This window comes from Acidithiobacillus acidisediminis, from assembly GCF_023277115.1.
GTDB classification, from domain to species: Bacteria; Pseudomonadota; Gammaproteobacteria; order Acidithiobacillales; family Acidithiobacillaceae; genus Igneacidithiobacillus; species Igneacidithiobacillus acidisediminis.
This window is the reverse complement of record NZ_JALQCS010000001.1, coordinates 966921-984212: the sequence shown is the minus strand read 5'-3', so window position 1 is coordinate 984212 and position 17292 is coordinate 966921. Positions and strand designations below refer to the sequence as shown.

The 17292-nt window shown below is 58.1% G+C and carries 18 protein-coding genes and 2 tRNA genes; 1 reads left to right on the top strand and 19 read right to left on the bottom strand.

Translation table 11 applies throughout. The features are described from left to right. The 13 genes from rfbC to M5D89_RS04990 all read right to left on the bottom strand — a co-directional run bounded on the left by rfbC (position 1) and on the right by M5D89_RS04990 (position 9688). Positions 1–549: a dTDP-4-dehydrorhamnose 3,5-epimerase gene (gene rfbC / locus M5D89_RS05050; RefSeq protein WP_248884757.1), complete on the bottom strand. Its 549-nt coding sequence runs from the start codon at positions 547–549 to the stop codon at positions 1–3. Then, complete coding sequence (rfbA, locus tag M5D89_RS05045) at positions 549–1427, bottom strand: glucose-1-phosphate thymidylyltransferase RfbA (protein WP_248884756.1); 879 nt, start codon at positions 1425–1427, stop codon at positions 549–551. The genes rfbC and rfbA overlap by 1 nt, the downstream gene beginning before the upstream one ends. A gap of 198 nt (positions 1428–1625) precedes the next feature. Continuing rightward, positions 1626–1702: transfer RNA gene (locus M5D89_RS05040), tRNA-Pro, on the bottom strand. Between the two features lie 66 nt (positions 1703–1768). Next, positions 1769–2119, bottom strand: a complete 351-nt coding sequence (locus M5D89_RS05035) for a hypothetical protein (RefSeq protein ID WP_248884755.1) — start codon at positions 2117–2119, stop codon at positions 1769–1771. Between the two features lie 231 nt (positions 2120–2350). Then, positions 2351–2809 carry a MerR family transcriptional regulator gene (locus tag M5D89_RS05030; RefSeq protein WP_248884754.1) on the bottom strand — a complete coding sequence of 153 codons (459 nt, stop codon included), beginning with the start codon at positions 2807–2809 and terminating at the stop codon, positions 2351–2353. After that, on the bottom strand, positions 2787–3083 hold the full coding sequence (locus M5D89_RS05025; RefSeq protein WP_248884753.1) for an integration host factor subunit alpha: 297 nt from the start codon (positions 3081–3083) through the stop codon (positions 2787–2789). Before M5D89_RS05025 ends, M5D89_RS05030 begins: the two co-directional genes overlap by 23 nt. Before the next feature lie 9 nt (positions 3084–3092). Next, the gene (pheT, locus tag M5D89_RS05020; RefSeq protein ID WP_248884752.1) at positions 3093–5453 is read right to left on the bottom strand and encodes a phenylalanine--tRNA ligase subunit beta; all 2361 of its coding nucleotides are present in this window, start codon (positions 5451–5453) and stop codon (positions 3093–3095) included. 8 nt (positions 5454–5461) lie between these two features. After that, positions 5462–6487: a phenylalanine--tRNA ligase subunit alpha gene (gene pheS, locus M5D89_RS05015; RefSeq protein ID WP_248884751.1), complete on the bottom strand. Its 1026-nt coding sequence runs from the start codon at positions 6485–6487 to the stop codon at positions 5462–5464. 20 nt (positions 6488–6507) lie between these two features. Continuing rightward, positions 6508–6870 (bottom strand): 50S ribosomal protein L20, encoded by a 363-nt coding sequence (rplT, locus tag M5D89_RS05010; protein ID WP_248884750.1) that lies wholly within the window; start codon positions 6868–6870, stop codon positions 6508–6510. 18 nt (positions 6871–6888) lie between these two features. Next, on the bottom strand, positions 6889–7086 hold the full coding sequence (gene rpmI, locus M5D89_RS05005) for a 50S ribosomal protein L35 (protein ID WP_215871617.1): 198 nt from the start codon (positions 7084–7086) through the stop codon (positions 6889–6891). 10 nt (positions 7087–7096) lie between these two features. After that, positions 7097–7597 carry a translation initiation factor IF-3 gene (gene infC, locus M5D89_RS05000; protein WP_431307171.1) on the bottom strand — a complete coding sequence of 167 codons (501 nt, stop codon included), beginning with the start codon at positions 7595–7597 and terminating at the stop codon, positions 7097–7099. Positions 7598–7630: 33 nt separating this feature from the next. Further along, complete coding sequence (thrS, locus tag M5D89_RS04995; RefSeq protein WP_248884748.1) at positions 7631–9562, bottom strand: threonine--tRNA ligase; 1932 nt, start codon at positions 9560–9562, stop codon at positions 7631–7633. 51 nt (positions 9563–9613) lie between these two features. Then, positions 9614–9688 (bottom strand) — tRNA-Val (locus M5D89_RS04990). Between the two features lie 141 nt (positions 9689–9829). On the opposite strand from M5D89_RS04990, the gene M5D89_RS04985 reads away from it, so the two are divergent. After that, complete coding sequence (locus M5D89_RS04985; protein ID WP_248883969.1) at positions 9830–11083, top strand: hypothetical protein; 1254 nt, start codon at positions 9830–9832, stop codon at positions 11081–11083. A 5-nt stretch (positions 11084–11088) separates the two neighbouring features. Here M5D89_RS04985 and M5D89_RS04980 read toward each other — a convergent pair whose 3' ends face one another. From M5D89_RS04980 to M5D89_RS04955, 6 genes are read right to left on the bottom strand one after another with little or no spacing between them, the layout of a single operon-like run. After that, positions 11089–11445, bottom strand: a complete 357-nt coding sequence (locus tag M5D89_RS04980) for a DUF2818 family protein (protein WP_248884747.1) — start codon at positions 11443–11445, stop codon at positions 11089–11091. Next, on the bottom strand, positions 11445–12890 hold the full coding sequence (gene nuoN, locus M5D89_RS04975; RefSeq protein WP_248884746.1) for an NADH-quinone oxidoreductase subunit NuoN: 1446 nt from the start codon (positions 12888–12890) through the stop codon (positions 11445–11447). Before nuoN ends, M5D89_RS04980 begins: the two co-directional genes overlap by 1 nt. Positions 12891–12899: 9 nt before the next feature. After that, positions 12900–14390 (bottom strand): NADH-quinone oxidoreductase subunit M, encoded by a 1491-nt coding sequence (locus M5D89_RS04970; RefSeq protein WP_248884745.1) that lies wholly within the window; start codon positions 14388–14390, stop codon positions 12900–12902. Further along, positions 14391–16373, bottom strand: coding sequence for an NADH-quinone oxidoreductase subunit L (gene nuoL, locus M5D89_RS04965; RefSeq protein WP_248884744.1), 1983 nt, complete (start codon positions 16371–16373; stop codon positions 14391–14393). It abuts the gene before it with no gap. A 1-nt stretch (position 16374) separates the two neighbouring features. Next, the gene (gene nuoK / locus M5D89_RS04960; RefSeq protein WP_283102957.1) at positions 16375–16686 is read right to left on the bottom strand and encodes an NADH-quinone oxidoreductase subunit NuoK; all 312 of its coding nucleotides are present in this window, start codon (positions 16684–16686) and stop codon (positions 16375–16377) included. Further along, positions 16683–17282 carry an NADH-quinone oxidoreductase subunit J gene (locus M5D89_RS04955; RefSeq protein WP_248884743.1) on the bottom strand — a complete coding sequence of 200 codons (600 nt, stop codon included), beginning with the start codon at positions 17280–17282 and terminating at the stop codon, positions 16683–16685. The genes nuoK and M5D89_RS04955 overlap by 4 nt, the downstream gene beginning before the upstream one ends. Between the last annotated feature and the right edge of the window lie 10 nt (positions 17283–17292).

Here is a 17292-nt window from a genome sequence, read left to right as displayed (position 1 = left end):
TCATATAAAACACTCGCACTGGTCGAGAGGCAGTCCAGCGGCATCCTTGGCGGCCAGTAGTGGCCGTTCGCCAGCGGGAATCGGCCAGGAGATGTTCACGGTCGGATCACTCCAGAGCAAACAACGCTCTGCCGCAGGCAGGTAGTAGTCCGTGGTCTTGTAGAGGAACTGAGCCGTTTCACTGCAGACGTAAAAGCCATGGGCAAAACCTGGCGGAATCCAGAGCATTTGCTGATTTTCTGCCGAGAGGGTCGCCCCCACCCACTGCCCAAAGCTGGCCGAACTCTTGCGCAGATCTACCGCTACGTCGAAAACCTCGCCCTCGACCACCCGCACCAGTTTTCCCTGCGCCTGCTCGATCTGATAGTGCAGTCCGCGCAGCACCCCACGCGCCGAGCGCGAATGGTTATCCTGGACAAAATCGAGATCCAGGCCAAGCTCCGCAAAGACCTTGCGATTCCAGCTTTCGAGAAAAAACCCCCGCGCATCGCCAAATACCCGCGGCCGCAGCAAGCAGACTTCCGGAATGGCCAAACGCTGCAATTCCATCACGCTGTCTCCAATTGCAGGCAGCGCAAGAGATACTCGCCATAACCGCTCTTCCGTAACGGTTCGGCAAGGCGACGCACCTGCGCCGCGTCGATGTAACCCATGCGCCAGGCAATCTCCTCCGGACAGGCCACCTTGAGCCCCTGGCGTTGCTCCAAGGTGCGAATGAATTCACCGGCATTGAGCAAATCATTATGCGTACCGGTATCCAGCCACGCCGTGCCGCGACCTAGAATTTTCACCTGTAGCTGTCCCGCTGCCAAATAACGCGCATTGAGCTCGGTGATTTCTAACTCACCCCGCGCCGAAGGTTGAATCTCCCGCGCCATCCGACTGGCCTGATGATCGTAGAAATACAGACCCGTTACCGCATAGTTCGAGCGCGGGTGGCTGGGTTTTTCTTCCAGGGACAATGCCCGGCCGTCAGGACCGAACTCGACCACCCCGTAGGCACGCGGATTGGCGACGTGATACGCAAATACGGTGGCGCCCTCCGACTGTTGATTGACCTGCTGCAGCGCTTCGCTCAGGTCGTGTCCGTAGAACAGGTTATCTCCCAGGATCAAGGCAGAAGCGGCGCCAGCAAGAAATTCCTCCGCAATGATCAAGGCCTGCGCCAAGCCCTCTGGGCGCGGCTGCTCGGCATATTGAAACTGCACTCCCCACTCAGAGCCATCGCCCAAAAGGCGCCGAAAGTGCGGCAGATCATGCGGGGTAGAAATCAGCAAAAACTCGCGGATACCTGCAAGCATGAGGGTCGAGAGGGGGTAGTAGATGAGCGGCTTGTCATAAATGGGCATGAGCTGTTTGCTCAACACCTGAGTCAGTGGGTAGAGACGAGTGCCCGATCCACCCGCCAGGATGATGCCTTTACGCATGCCCTTTCCTTGTTCGCAAGCCGTCACTGGAGTTGGCTAGCAAGGCTAGCCAAATAGCCGCCTGACGTCCATAGATAGATGGAATCAGGCTGCTGACAACGGTGGCAGGCGCAGCCAAGTAAAAGTTGATTTTTTGACCGCAGAATTAGCTGCAAAAAAAGTGGGTCAGACGAAACCAGTCTGACCCGCTTTTGGTATTGGTCGGGGCGAGAGGATTTGAACCTCCGACCACCTGAACCCCATTCAGGTGCGCTACCAGGCTGCGCTACGCCCCGTGGTTCGTGAACATTACGCAGATTCGCGTTTGCGGTCAATCACCACGAGCGTAGCGCGCGGAGGAATTAGCGCCCGCCGCGACCACCACCCATACCACCACCCATACCACCACCCATACCTGCGCCCATGCCTGCGCCCATTTGTTGTCCCATACCGCCGCGCTGGCTGGGCACCTCAGCGGGCATGGACACCCCCTCTTCCTGCGCCCGTGTGCGCATCCGCTCGTGGTTCTCCTGCCGTAGCTGCTGGCGGGCTTCGTCAGAAGTTGCAGAGCGCATCTGCTCCCGTTGCTGTAGGCGCTCTTGTTGGGTCATCAACTGGCTACCATGGACCTGAGTTCCCTCCTCAGCCGTAGCAGCGAATACAGCAGGGCTGGCAAGAAAAGCCATGGCGAGCAATATCGTAATTTTCTTCATCGTGTCACACTCCCTCAAATGATCTATGGTTATGTAGACTTTTTGCCTACAAATTTATTTTGATATTTTCTTATCGTTTTGTAAAGCTGAGAGGGCGCTCCAGAGATACTCGATCAGGAAGAATATTTCCCACTGAAACAGTTAGTTATGATACTATATTAGAATGAATAAAGATCAAGGAAACGCTTCTTAACACACTCAAATGCACCGTCAAAATATCGTGGATGACGACTATGGTTGCCCATCACTCCCAGCACAAAGCCGCTGCAGAGCCTCGACTTCCCGACGCAAGAATCGTAAACGCTGTTGCCAGAGCTGCTCCGCCAGTTCCTGCACCTCAGCACCGGGCTCTATATCCAACACCAACTGTTTGTCGAGATCTTCATGGCGTTGGCGCGGATGTTGTCCAATCCGCTCCCGCGCACCATGGATGGTGAAACCTTCACCATAGAGCAGGGCCCGGATCTGTCGCACGAGAAGTAGATCATGCTTCTGATAATAGCGCCGATTGCCCCGCCTTTTCAGTGGCCGAAGCTGCGGAAACTCCTGTTCCCAGTAGCGCAGGACGTGGGCCTTGACGCCGCAGAGCTCCGCTGCCTCACTAATGGAAAAATATTGTTTTTCCGGAATCTCAGGCAGCGGCGCCAGGGCCTTGGCAGCTTTGGCCCTACTCCCCTGCTCCATCGCCATTTACATGCGCCTTGAGTTTCTGACTGGGATGAAAAGTCACGACGCGGCGCGCGGTAATGGTAATCTCCACACCAGTTTTGGGGTTGCGTCCCGGCCGCGGGTTCTTCTCGCGCAACGAAAAATTGCCAAAGCCCGAGAGCTTGACCTCTTCCCCCTGTGCCAGGGTCTCTCGGATCCCCTCAAAAAAGGATTCCACCACACTTTTGGCCTCGCGCTTGTTGAGGCCCATGGTCGAAAAGAGCATGTCGACGATTTCTGCTTTAGTTACTGCCATCTTCCACCTCTATATGCGTAATGCAATGGGAGCGAGTTTTTGCATGCCCTGGAGGAGCCGCTCCACTTCTTCCTGTACCTGTCCTTCCGTGAGGGTGCTCGTTTGATCCTGAAACTGCAAGCGTAGGCCCAAGCCCATCTGACCGGTGGGCAAACCGGCGCCGCAGTAGCGATCGAACACTTCCGCCTCCTGCAACAGTGGCGATTCCAGCGACCAGAGGATGTCCAGGATCCGTCCAGCCTCCATGTCCTCCGGTACCAGCAGGGCGAGATCCCGGCGCACCGACGGAAACGGGGATAAACCCCGAAAACGCGGGACGGGCTGCGCCTCCAGCAATTTTTCTAGGTCGAGCGCAAACAGCCAAACTGGCTCGCTAAAATCGTACGCTTCCGCAATCTGCGGATGCAACGCGCCAAGGCGCCCAACGGCCTGTCCCGCAAGCAGGATTTCCGCGCTCTGCCCTGGGTGCAGCGCCGGATCAACGACCCGGACAAAACGGAATTGCCGCTGCGGCCAGAGCCCGAGGAGGGCCTCGACATCGCCTTTCAGGTCGAAGAAATCACTCCCCCGCGCTTTCCCCAGCCAAGACTCTGCAGTGCCCGGCCCGAACAGCGCGCCAGCAAGCTGCAGCCGCTGCGCATCCGCGGCAAAACTACGCCCCAGTTCAAAAAAGCGCAGCTGCTCCTGTTGCCGGTTCCGATTGAAACGCAGGGTCTGCAGCAAGCCCGGCCAGAGCCCGGCGCGCATCACCGCCATATCGGCGGAGATGGGATTCTGCAAGCTTGGGGCAACAACTCCTGGGTAGAAGCGCGCTTGTAATTCCGGCGCGATAAAACTATAGCTGATGATTTCGTGATAGCCTCGCGCGGCGAGCAATGCCATGAGGGCGCGGCGCTGTTTAGCGTTAGAGGCGTCCAGGGGACGCAAAATGGCGTGGGGGCGACGGGTGGGCAACTGCTCATAACCGCTTACCCGGGCCAATTCCTCAATCAGATCCGCCTCGATACGCAAATCATAGCGGTGACTGGGCGGCACTACCCGCCAGTTTTCTTCCTGCGCCTGCACGGTACAACCCAGGGCCTGTAGATGCTCGGATACCTGCTCCGCGGCCATTGGACCGCCCAGAATCCGACCGATACGTTGGCGTCGCAAGAGAATCTGCCCGAGCTGCGGCAGCGTACCCAGAGCGGTAGCGCCGCCGCTGCTGGTAATCGCACAGCGTTCACGCAGGGCCAGGGCTGCGGGCAGCGCAAGACGAAAATCTACCCCGCGCTCGTACCGCTGCGCCGCCTCGGTCTGCAAGCCCAAACGCCGGGCTCGGCCCTGCACCGCCCGCGCGGAAAAATAGGCAGCTTCGAGCAGTACCCGGCGGGTATGCGCAGATATCGCCGTACGGCGACCGCCGATGATGCCAGCCAAGGCCACGGGTCCTTGGGTATCGGCGATCACGAGCATATCCGAGCTGAGCGCAAGATCACGCCCGTCCAGGGCGTCGAGGATTTCGCCATCGCGCGCCCAGCGTACCTCAATTTCTCCTTGCAGGCGCTCGCGATCAAAGGCATGCATGGGCTGCCCGAGGGCAATCATCCACAAATTCAGCCAATCCACCAAGGGCGAGATCATTTTTTGCCCGCTGCGGCGCAGACGCTCGCGCCACCGATCCGGCAAACGCTGCGGCAATGCATCGAGCAACAACGCAGAATAGCTGCCACAGGCCGCACGCGCGGACTCGGCAATGCGGATAGGGAATTCCTCTACGCATGTTTCCCCCTCCTGCGCCTGCCACGGGGCAGCGGGAAGCTGAGGAGGGACAAAGCGCCCGGCACCGCGGGCAGCCAGATCTCGCGCCACCCCTAAGAGGGACAGGGCATCGCCGCGGTTGGGAGTGATCCCCAGGGTGAAAATGGGATCATCCAGTCGCAGGTAGCTGCGCAGGTCGGCGCCGACGGGTGCATCGGCATCCAGCTCCAGGATTCCGGCGCTGCCATCCTCCATGCCGAGTTCAGCGGCAGAACACAACATACCTTCCGAGGCCACACCACGCAGTTCCGCAGCGGCAATTTCCATGGCCGGTAACCTTGCTCCGGGCAGGGCAACGGCAACCATCATCCCTTCGCGTAGATTATCCGCTCCGCAGACGATCTGCCGTGGCGCGCCAACGCCTACATCGACTTCTGCTACCCGCAACTTCTCAGCGTTGGGATGCGTCCAGACCCGCTGCGCCCGCCCAACGACAACACCGGAAAAGGGCGGGGCTGCCGCTTCGATGGCCTCGACCTCCAGCCCTCCCATGCTCAAGGTATCCGCCAACTGCTCCGGCGAATAGGCCGTATCCAGAAATTCCCGCAACCATTCCAATGCGACGCGCATGATGATCCCTAGGCGAACTGACGCAAAAAGCGCAGGTCGTTCTCAAAGAACAGACGCAAGTCATGGATGCCATAGCGCAGCATGGTCAAACGCTCGACTCCCAACCCAAAGGCAAAGCCGGTAAATTGCTCTTGGTCCACCTTGGCCATCTCCAGCACCGCGGGATGCACCATGCCGCAGCCGAGCACCTCCAGCCAGCCCGTATTCTTGCAGACGCGGCAGCCTTCGCCGTTGCAGATCACGCAGCCGACATCCACTTCCGCCGATGGCTCGGTGAACGGAAAGTACGAGGGCCGAAAACGCACAGGCAAAGAGCTACTGCCAAAAAACTCCTGGAGAAAATCCGCCAGCAGCCCGCGCAGATCGGCAAAACTTGCGCCCTCATCCAGGTACAAGCCCTCGACCTGGTGGAACATGGGGGTATGGGTAAGGTCTGAATCGCGACGATAGACCCGCCCCGTCGCGATCATGCGCAGTGGCGCCTGATGCTCGGCAAGGTAACGCACCTGAACTGGGGAGGTATGCGTGCGCAGAACACGACCATCTTCCAGATAGAAGGTGTCGTGCATCGCCCGAGCAGGGTGATCCTCAGGGATGTTCAGGGCGGTAAAATTGTGAAAGTCGTCCTCGAGTTCTGGACCATCGGCCACATCAAAACCGAGACGAGCGAAATAGTCCTCGATCCAGTCCAAGGTTTGCCGGACCGGATGCAGGGCTCCTTGCACAGCATTCCTGCCAGGGAGGGTGACGTCTATGGACTCGCTGGCGAGGCGGCGCTCCAATACCTGCTGGTCGATCTCCGCGCGGCGTTGCTCAAGCAAATCCTGGATGGCATTTTTTTGCTGGTTGAGTTCGGCGCCCCGCGCCCGACGCTGCTCGGGGTCGAGGCCAGCCAAACCCTGCATGGCACGCGTCAGATGCCCTTTCTTGCCCAACCACTGCACACGCAATTGCTCGAGATCGACAATCGTGTCGACTCGAGCAATGGCTTCTGCCACTTCCGCGACCGAGGCCAGGGGCGCTGCATTCTCCACCGTAGCCTCCTCGCGTGAAATCAAGCCGCGTCTTGCTGACCCTTGGCGACTTCCACCAAGCGGGAGAAAGCCGCCTTGTCCCGCACCGCGATATCCGCCAATACCTTACGGTCGAGACTGACACCCGCACGTTGCAAGCCGTTGATGAAACGGCTATAGCTCAAACCCTCGGAGCGAGCCGCGGCGTTGATACGGACAATCCACAGACTGCGGAAGTCGCGCTTCTTGGTGCGCCGATCGCGGTAGGCGTAGACCAGGGCCTTCATCACCGCCTGGTTGGCAATACGGAAATTACTCTTGCGCTGGCCGCGGAAGCCCTTGGCGCGGGCCAGAACCTTCTTGTGGCGAGCGTGGGCAGTTACGCCCCGTTTGACTCTTGGCATCTCGGTGCTCCTTTATACTCAGACGTAGGGCAGCATGCGCCGCAATGCGGCCTGCTCGCTACCGGACGTTACCAAGGTGTGGCGCAAGTGGCGCTTACGCTTGGTGCTTTTCTTGGTAAGGATGTGATTCAAGAACGCCTGCCGGTGCTTGAATTTTCCCGAGCCGGTGCGCTTGAAACGCTTGGCGGCCCCGCGATTGGTCTTCATCTTCGGCATCGTGCCTCTCCTATTTCTTTTTGGGGGCGATGACCATGACCATCTGCCGCCCTTCCATACGTGGCCGCTGCTCGACCACACCCTGTTCCTGCAAATCCGCCTCGACCCGATTGAGCAATTCCATACCCAGTTCTGGATGACTCATTTCCCGCCCGCGAAACCGCAAGGTAATCTTGGCCCGGTCACCATCCTCCAAAAAGCGCAGGATATTGCGCAACTTGATCTGATAATCTGCGTCGTCAGTACGCGGCCGAAATTTGATCTCCTTGACCTGACTCTGCTTTTGCTTCTTGCGCGCCTCGTGCTGCCGCTTGCTTTCCTGGAAACGGAACTTTCCGTAATCCATGACCCGACAAACCGGGGGGACGGCTTGCGGGGCAATCTCGACGAGGTCGAGGTCCGCCTCTTCAGCGGCGGCCAAGGCCTCATGCAGGGAAACGATACCTAACTGCTCTCCCGAATCCCCAATCAATCGTACCTTTGCCGCCAAAATTTCCCGATTGATGCGGATCTCTTTTTCCGTCGCGATTGCCCTACCCTCCCCCTAGGCCAGTTCCAGACCCTGTTGCCGCCGTGAATTCAACCTCTGCAATGCCTTGCCCAAAATCTCTACCGGGATGGAACCAAGATCCTTCCCATCGCGATCCCGCAAGCTGATCGTGCCCTCGCCCTTCTCGCGCTCGCCCACAACCGCCATGAACGGCACCCGCCGCAAAGTGTGGGCGCGTATTTTATAGCCGATCTTCTCGCTTCTCAAGTCTGTTTCTGCACGTAAGCCAAACCCTTGCAGTTGCTTCGCTACATGCTCGGCATAAGCGCTGTGTTGCTCGCTGATTGGGGCCACTACGACTTGGGTAGGCGCCAACCACAGAGGAAATTTGCCTTCATAGTGCTCGATGAGCACGCCAAAGAAGCGTTCCACCGAGCCAAAGATGGCGCGATGGATCATGATGGGCACTTGTCGACTGCTGTCTTCAGCGACGTACTCCATACCAAAACGCTCGGGCAGATTGAAATCGAGCTGGATGGTACTGCACTGCCATTTCCGGCCGATAGCGTCTTCAATCTTCAGATCGATCTTCGGACCGTAGAAGGCGCCTCCGCCAGCATCCACCTGATATGCTAGCCCAGCGCGCCGCAGTGCCGCTTCCAATGCCGCAGTGGCCGTTTCCCAGATTTCGTCACTGCCAACGGAGCCCTCAGGGCGGGTGGAGAGATTGATTTCGTAGCGGTCAAAGCCAAAGGTGCCGAGAATCTTCTGGGTCAACTGCAAGACCCCGGCGATTTCCGATTCGATTTGATCTGGACGACAGAAGATATGGGCATCATCCTGAGTAAACCCGCGCACCCGCATCAGGCCGTGCAAGGCACCAGACATTTCGTGACGATAGACGGTGCCTAACTCTGCCCAGCGGATGGGCAGCTCACGGTAGGAACGCAGTTTGCTCTTATAGATCAGGATGTGGAAGGGGCAATTCATGGGCTTCAGCTGGTACGGCTGGCCCTCGTCCTCCATCGGCTGGAACATCGATTCTGCGTAGAAATCCTTGTGCCCCGAGGTGTACCAGAGATCCTCATGGGCAATGTGTGGCGTAAACAGGAGTTCGTACCCAGAATCGACATGCGCGGCGCGCCAGAAGTCCTCGATCACCTTGCGTATGCGCGCGCCTTGCGGATGCCAGAAGACCAAGCCACCGCCAGCGTCCTCCTGGATGGAGAAAAGTTCCAGTTCCGTGCCGATCTTGCGGTGATCGCGGCGTTCGGCTTCAGCCTGCTGTTGCAGGAAGGCGTCGAGCTCTTTCTGCGTTGCCCAGGCAGTGCCATAGATCCGCTGCAACATCGGGTTGCGCGAATCGCCACGCCAATAGGCCCCGGCCACGCTGCGCAAGGCAAAAGCCCCCAGCACGCCGGTGCGTGGCACATGGGGACCCCGACAAAGATCGACGAAATCGCCCTGACGGTAGAGGCTCAAATCCTCTGCAGCAGGGATATCTTTGATAATCTGAACTTTGTACTCTTCGCCCATGGCGTGAAAACGCTGAATCGCTGCGTCGCGACTGACCAATTCGCGTTGCACCGGCAGATCTGCCTGGACGAGTTCGTGCATTTTCGCCGTGATGGCGGCGAGATCTTCCGGGGTAAACGGCTTTGGCGCTGCAAAATCATAGAAAAAGCCATTCTCGATGACCGGACCAATGGTCACCTGCACCGCAGGGAAAAGTTCCTTGACCGCCTGCGCCAGCAGATGCGCTGTAGAATGTCGCAAGATGTCCAGCCCCTCGGCACTGTCTTTGGTGACAATACTCACCTCGACATCATGATCGAGGACCGTACTGAGATCGCGCAATTGCCCGTCGACGCGCACACCCACTGCCGCCTTGGCGAGGCCCGCACCAATATCGCGCGCCAGTTCCGCACCCGTGAGGGGTGCCGAAAAGGAACGCACAGAGCCATCCGGCAGGCGAATCTCGGGCATGCCATCTCCAAAGAAAAAGCACCAGTGAGCCAGGCCCCTCTGGTGCGGGTGTGGTAGGCACGGGCGGTTTCGAACCGCCGACCTCTACCGTGTCAAGGTAGCGCTCTCCCCCTGAGCTACGCGCCTAAGCCGGGCAAAAGTATCAGTATCAGCCGCCATTCGTCAAGATCGAGCCTCTTCCAATGACAGATGAGCCTGAAGGGAGAGCGTGATTCCAAGGTGACATGAGCCTGAGCGGTCTGAGTTTGGGATCATCGGAGGATGATCGTGACACTCAAGACCCAGGGACTACAGACCCTCGACCAGATCCGCGCCTTTGTGGAAGGCGCTCAAGGCCTCGATTTTGCCGCTCCAGCCCGAGAGGAGGCATATGATTGGATTACTGGCGAGTTGCGCCGCTTCCAGTACGCGCACTTGGGCAAAGTTGCCCGAGGATGGGTGCATCGCTACTTGGAGAAGGTGACGGGCTTGTCTCGCGCGCAGGTGACCCGTCTGATCTCGCAATTTCGCGCTGGCGGGCAGATCCGGGACCGGCGTGGTCTGCCCAGCAAGCCCTTTCCGCGTCGCTATACCACCGCCGACGTGCAGGCGCTGGCAGCGTTAGATGCCTTGCATGATAGCTTGTCGGGTCCGGCCACCCGCAAGCTCTGCGAGCGCGCTTATCGGGTATTCCATGACGCCCGCTATGAGCGTCTGGCGACGATTTCCAACGGCCATCTCTACAATCTCCGCCACTCTCCGGGCTATCAACGCCAGCGTGGCAGCATGGACAAGACACGACCCGTCCAGGTGGCCATCGGCCAACGGCGCAAACCCCACCCTGACGGGAGGCCCGGCTTTCTGCGCGTGGATTCTGTCCATCAGGGTGATCTGGATGGCATCAAGGGGCTGTACCATATCAACCTCGTCGACGAAGTGACACAGTTTCAGTTCGTGGGCTCCGTCGAACGCATCAGCGAGCGTTTCCTGCTGCCCGTTCTGGAGGCCCTGATCGACGCCTTTCCCTTTGTCGTACACGGCGTTCACTCCGACAATGGCTCGGAATACATCAACCAACGCGTCGCCAGATTGCTGGAGAAACTGCGCGTCGAGCAGTTCACCAAATCCCGCGCCCGGCGCAGTAACGACAATGCGTTGGTGGAGTCCAAGAACGGGTCGGTGGTCCGCAAACATTTGGGCTACGCCCACATCCCGGGGCGCTTTGCCCGACAGGTCAACGCCTTCGCTCAGGAGCTGCTCTCCCCGTACCTGAACTTCCATCGGCCGTGCTTCTTTCCGATAGAGGAGATCGACGCCAGAGGCCGACTACGGAAACGTTATCCCTACGCACAGATGATGACCCCGTACGACAAGCTCAAGTCTTTGGATCAGGCCAGCCAGTACCTCAAGCCAGGCGTCACCTTCGCAGCACTGGATGCCATCGCCTACGCCAAGAGCGATAATGACGCCGCTCTTTGCCTCCAAAAGGCGCGGGCAAAGCTCTTTCGTTCCATCAACAATGCCCAACACTCAGCCGCCTGACAGGCTCATTCCTGCCCCTCCTTCAGGCTCATCTCTGGATTGGAAAGAACTGATCGGCGCAGCATCGGGACAATATTAAAGCGCCACAGAAAGCCAGGAATGGCGAAAACGGCAAACATGCACAGGGCAATCACATAAAACTCCCAGCCCTGACCGTGGTTATGGCCATCCGTCAGCCTCTCCAGTCCCATACCGATGAGGCCCACGAGAACGTAGAGCGCAAACCATTCGCCGAGATACCACGGCAAGGTCTTGACCGGCTCGCTGCTGCCAAAGAAGAAACGATGCCGAGTAAACCACGGCAGATTTGCGGCGACGAAGGCCAGTAAAATATAGAGAACGGCCCATTGTTGCAAAGCCATCAGAGCACCCCCTGCAAGGCATGGAAACAGAACGCCAGAAACGCGCCTGGGACGATACCGAGGATCAGCAAGGCGAGGCTGTTCAGTGTAAGCACCGAAGCCGCCAGCCCATCGTCGGCACCATAGTGGAGATCTTCCGCTGGCGCATCGAACAATGCAACCTTGAGTACCCGCAGATAGTAAAACGCACCGACCACCGCCATCAGGACGCCAAAGACCGCCAGCCAGATATAATGTGCCTCGACCAGGGCCTGAAACACCGCGAGTTTGGCATAGAAGCCAATCGTCGGCGGCACCCCCGCTAGGGAGAACATGATGATCAGTAACAGGAAAGCCGCCCATGGCCGCGTCCGTACCAATCCGCGCAGATCACTGATTTCTTCCGCCTCGAAACCCTCGCGACTGAGATAGACGAGGAGCCCAAAGGCCGCCGTCGCCATAAGAGCGTAAACCACCGCATAGAAGAAGGCGCTGGCGAGTCCATTCTGCGTTCCGGCAACAATCCCCAAAGCGAGGAAACCCATATTGCCAACGGTTGAGTAGGCCAGCATGCGCTTGAGGTTGGTCTGGGCGATGGCGACGACGTTACCGATCAGCAGGGAAACCACAACCAGAGCAATGAACAGTTGGCGCCAAATTTCGATACTGCCATAGCCACCATCCACCAGAATACGAAGAAAGAGGGCAAAGATGGCGATCTTGGGTACCGAGGACATGAACAGGGTGACCGGCGTCGGCGCGCCCTGATAGGCGTCGGGTAGCCACATATGGAAAGGCGCCGCACCAAATTTGAAGGCGATGCCCGCCACGACAAAGACCACGGCAAGCACGAGCAGAAAGTTCTGTGCCCCGACATTGATCAGCCCTACCGCAATCTTCTGCACATCCAGCGTTCCCGTCAGCCCATAGAGCAAGGACATGCCGTAGAGCAGCAACGCCGAGGCCAGGGCACCAAGAATGAAATATTTCAGCCCGGCCTCTGTCGCTCTGAGGTTATTGCGCTGGAAGGCCACCAGGGCATACTGGCTCAGGGCAAGCAGTTCGAGGCCCAGATACAGTACCAGCAGATTGGCGCCGGAAATCAAGATCATCGCCCCGAGCAAGGCAAAGAGCAAAAGGACGAAGACCTCGCCGCGATACAGCCCACGCCGCAGGAGATAGCGGCGGGAGTAGAGCAGGACCAATAAGGTCAGCAACTCGACAAAGAAACTTGCGACGTTGGTAAATGGATCCAGGCGCAATTGACCGTAGAAAGCCGCACCGCTCTGCCCCATCTCCAGCCAGGTCAGGACCATGCTCGCGAGCAGAGTGAGAATACTGAGGATAAAGGCAAGATCGCGCTGGCGTTGGCCGAAAAAAACGTCCACCAGGAGCACCACGCAGGCCATCACCAGCACCCAAATCTCGGGGATGGCAAAGGACCAATGAAACAAGGGATTCTGCATGCTGTCTCCTCAACCCGGGACTTTACTGACGGCCACTTGCTGCAGCAGGTGGGCCACGGAATGGTGGACGATTTCGAGGAAAGGTGCGGGCCATACACCCAAGAGAAGCACCAGACCGGCCAGGGTCCCGAGGACCAGGATTTCCCGCCCATTCAGGTCATTGAGCGCGGCAACCTCGGTCCGTACCACTCCACCAAAGATCACCCGCTTAAACAGCCACAAGGTATACCCTGCACCGGTAATCAACCCAGTCGCGGCAATGATTGCCGGCCAGGGGTGTACCTGATAGGTACCCAAGACCACCATGAACTCGCCAACGAAGCCGGAGGTGCCGGGCAGACCCACATTGGCCATGGCAAACAGCATCATCAAACTGGCAAAGATTGGCATGACATTGGCAACGCCACCATAGGCCTGGATCTCGCGCGTGTGCATCCGATCGTAGAGCACGCCAACACAGAGAAACATCGCTGCGCTGACGAAACCATGGGAGAGCATCTGGATGATTGCCCCCTCCATCGCGGTCTGGGTAAAGACGAAGAAACCCAGGGTCACATAGCCCATGTGTGCAATGGAGGAATAGGCAATCAGTTTCTTCATGTCCTGCTGCACAATCGCGATCAAGGCAATGTATACAATGGCAATCAGCGACAGCACGATCATCAACCAGGCCAATTGATGGCTGGCATCGGGCGTGATGGGCAGGCTCAGACGCAGGAAACCATAGGCTCCCATCTTCAACATCACCGCCGCCAGGATGACCGATCCACCGGTAGGCGCCTCGACGTGGGCATCCGGTAGCCAGGTATGCACCGGCCACATGGGAATCTTCACCGCAAAGGCGATCAGGAAGGCAAGAAAAATCCAGATCTGCGCCGTTGCAGACAACGGGGTTCGCTGAAAGGCCAGGAGGCTGAAACTGTCGCCACTATGAAAATAGAGATAGAGGAAGGCAACCAGCATCAGCACCGAGCCGAGGAAGGTATACAGAAAGAACTTGATGGTGGCATAGACCCGGCGCGGGCCACCCCAGACCCCAATGATCAAAAACATCGGGATCAGCATGGCTTCCCAGAAGACATAGAAGAGGATGGCATCGAGGGCACAGAATACCCCGATCATCAGTCCATCCATGATCAAGAAGGCGGCCAGATACTGGGCGATGCGATTCGAGATGTTGCGCCAGGAGGCAATCACTACTAGCGGGGTAAGAAAGCTGGTGAGCAGGATAAACCAGAGGGAAATGCCATCGATTCCGAGGAAATACTGGATATGTAACGACGGAATCCAGGGCACACGTTCGACGAATTGCATCGCCGCGCTATGCGTATCAAAGCCGGTGAAAAGGGGCAGCGTAACGGCGAAGGTTGCCACCGACACCAACAGGGATAACCAGCGTGCCGGCATAGCGCCGGCGCGTTCCCCAATTGCCAGGACCAAGAAACCACCAACAATGGGCAGCCAGATGGCGGCACTCAGGATGCCAAAGGAATGGCCCATTCAGACTCTCCAGATCATGAAATAGGTCATGAAGAGCACCAGTCCGATGATCATGACGAAGGCATAGTGGTAAATGTAACCGGTCTGCAGACGACGCCAGGACTGTGCCGCCCGCGCCACGAGATGCGCACTGCCATTGACCATGGCACCGTCGATCAGCGCCTCATCCCCCCAATGCCAGAAGCGCCGACCGAGGAGCAAGGCACCCCGGACAAAGACCCAATGATTGAACGCATCAAAACCATACTTCTTGCGCAACACCCAAGTGGCGGGAGTCAGGAGCGTACGCAAGCCCGCAGGAACGCCGTCATGCAGCAGATAGAACCAAGCCGCCAGGGCAATGCCGAGCAAGGCCAGCCAGAAGGGCCAGGCCTGCAAGCCATGCAGCAAAAAGATCCCAGCCCCGTGCCAGTGGGCAGCAATTTCCCCCACCGTGTTCCATTGCGCACGGATCTGCAGTGAGCTATCCAGGAAGCCGCCAAGCCCCACTGGCGCAATGAACAGCCAACCCGCCAGCAGTGCCGGGATACTCAAGGCCAGCAGAGGCAGGGTAATCACCCACGGGGACTCATGCAGATGCGCCTGAGTGTGCTGATCCATCCGTTTCTGGCCATGAAAGACGAGGAAAAACATGCGGAAGGTATAGAGGGAGGTCACCAGCGCACCCAGTACCAAGAGCACATAGGCAAAGGTAGAGCCGCTTATGCTCGAGTCTCCGACCGCCTCGATGATCAGATCCTTGCTGAAGAACCCGGCGAAAGGCGGAATACCGGAGAGGGCCAGACCACCCACCAGGAAGGTGAGGTAGGTAATCGGCATGTGTCGGCGTAAACCACCCATCTTGCGAATATCCTGCTCATTTTCCATGACATGAATGACGGAACCGGCCGCAAGAAAGAGTAACGCCTTGAAGAAAGCATGGGTCATGAGATGGAAGATGGCCGCCGAGAAGGCCGAGGCGCCGAGTGCCGCCGTCATGTAGCCCAACTGCGAGAGCGTGGAATAGGCAATGATGCGCTTGATGTCATTCTGCACCAAACCAATCAAACCCATGAACAGCGCGGTGATCGCACCAATGATCAGGATCAGGCTCAAGGCCGTGGCTGACTGCTCATAAATGGGCGACATGCGCGCCACCATGAAGATCCCGGCAGTCACCATGGTTGCCGCGTGGATGAGTGCGGAGATGGGGGTCGGACCTTCCATGGACTCCGGCAACCAGACATGCAAAGGCACTTGTGCTGATTTTCCCATGGCGCCGATGAACAGCAAAATGGCGATCCAGGTCAGTACCGACCAGGGATGGCCGGGAAGGATGCTCACCGTGTGCCCGACGAGGCTCGGCACCATGGCAAAAACCGTACGGTAATCGAGGCTGCCACAGTAGTGATAGATCGCCGCGATCCCCAGGAGAAAACCAAAATCTCCCACCCGGTTGACCAAGAAGGCCTTGAGCGCTGCCTGATTGGCGCTCTCGCGCGTGAACCAGAAACCAATCAGCAGATAGGAAACCAGTCCCACCGCCTCCCAGCCAAAGAAGAGCTGGAGAAAGTTGTTGCTCATCACCAGCATCAACATGCTAAAGGTAAACAGGGAGATATAACTGAAGAAGCGTGCGTAGCCGGGGTCGTCGTGCATGTAGCCAATGGTGTAGACATGCACGCAGAGGGAGACGAAGGTAACCACCAGCAGCATCACTGCGGTCAGGCTGTCGATGTCAAAACCGATGGGCACCGGCAGATTCCCGAACACCGCCCAGGTGTAGACGTTGCCGTAGAAGGTATGACCCTGCAGTACCTGCAGCAAAACAAACACCGCCAGGTAGAGGGCAAAGGCAACGCCAGCGATCGGCGCCCAATGCGCCTTCTCACGCAAGAACCAACCACCCAATCCGGCCACCAGCGACCCCGCCAGAGGTGCCAGGGGAATCAACAAATAGACCCAGATGGGTGGCAGGCTATGCAGCCAGTCAAAGATCCACATATCAGCCCCGTAAGTCGTCGATGTCTTCTACATTGATACTGCGGCGATTACGGAAATAGACCACCAGGATCGCCAAGCCAATGGCCGCTTCGGCGGCCGCCACGGTAAGTACGAAAAAAACGAACACCTGCCCCTGGAGATTGCCCAGGTAGCGAGAAAAGGCGACCAGATTGATATTGACCGCCAGCAGCAGAATCTCGATCGCCATCAACAGGATGATGACGTTTTTCCGGTTGAGAAAAATCCCCACCACCCCGATGGAAAACAGCAGGGCGCCAAGAATCAGCCACTGGGAAAGCGTTGGTGCCATCATTCCCGTGGCTCCCGCAAATCCACCATGCGCAGACGATCGCGCACCGCCACCGCCACCTGCTTGCCCACCGCCTGGCTCTTGGTATCGGGACGGCGACGCAGGGTCAAGGCAATGGCCGCGATGATCGCCACCAAGAGGATCACCGCAGCAATCTCAAAGGGATACAGATAGTGGGTATACAGTAACGTACCGAGCGCTCGGGTATTGTCGGCATTCGCAGGGATCGGCCCGGGTGCAGGGACACGGCCGAGAGGTGTGGTCCAGAAGACCGCCACCAGTTCGAGCACACCAACGATGGCCACCGCCAGCCCCAAGGGAAGATAACGCAGAAACCCTTCCTTCAGCTGGGCGAGATTGATGTCGAGCATCATCACGACAAAGAGAAAGAGCACCATTACCGCACCGACATACACCAGAATCAGGATCAGGCCAAGGAACTCCGCCCCCAACAACAGGAAGAGTGCCGCCGCATTGAAAAAGGCGAGCACCAGATAGAGAGCAGAATAGACGGGATTGCGGGCGGTAATGACCAGCAGCGCGGAAAGCAGCAGTACCGCCGAAAAAATATAAAAAAGGACGGTGGTGGTGAGCAGCATGGGCCTTTCT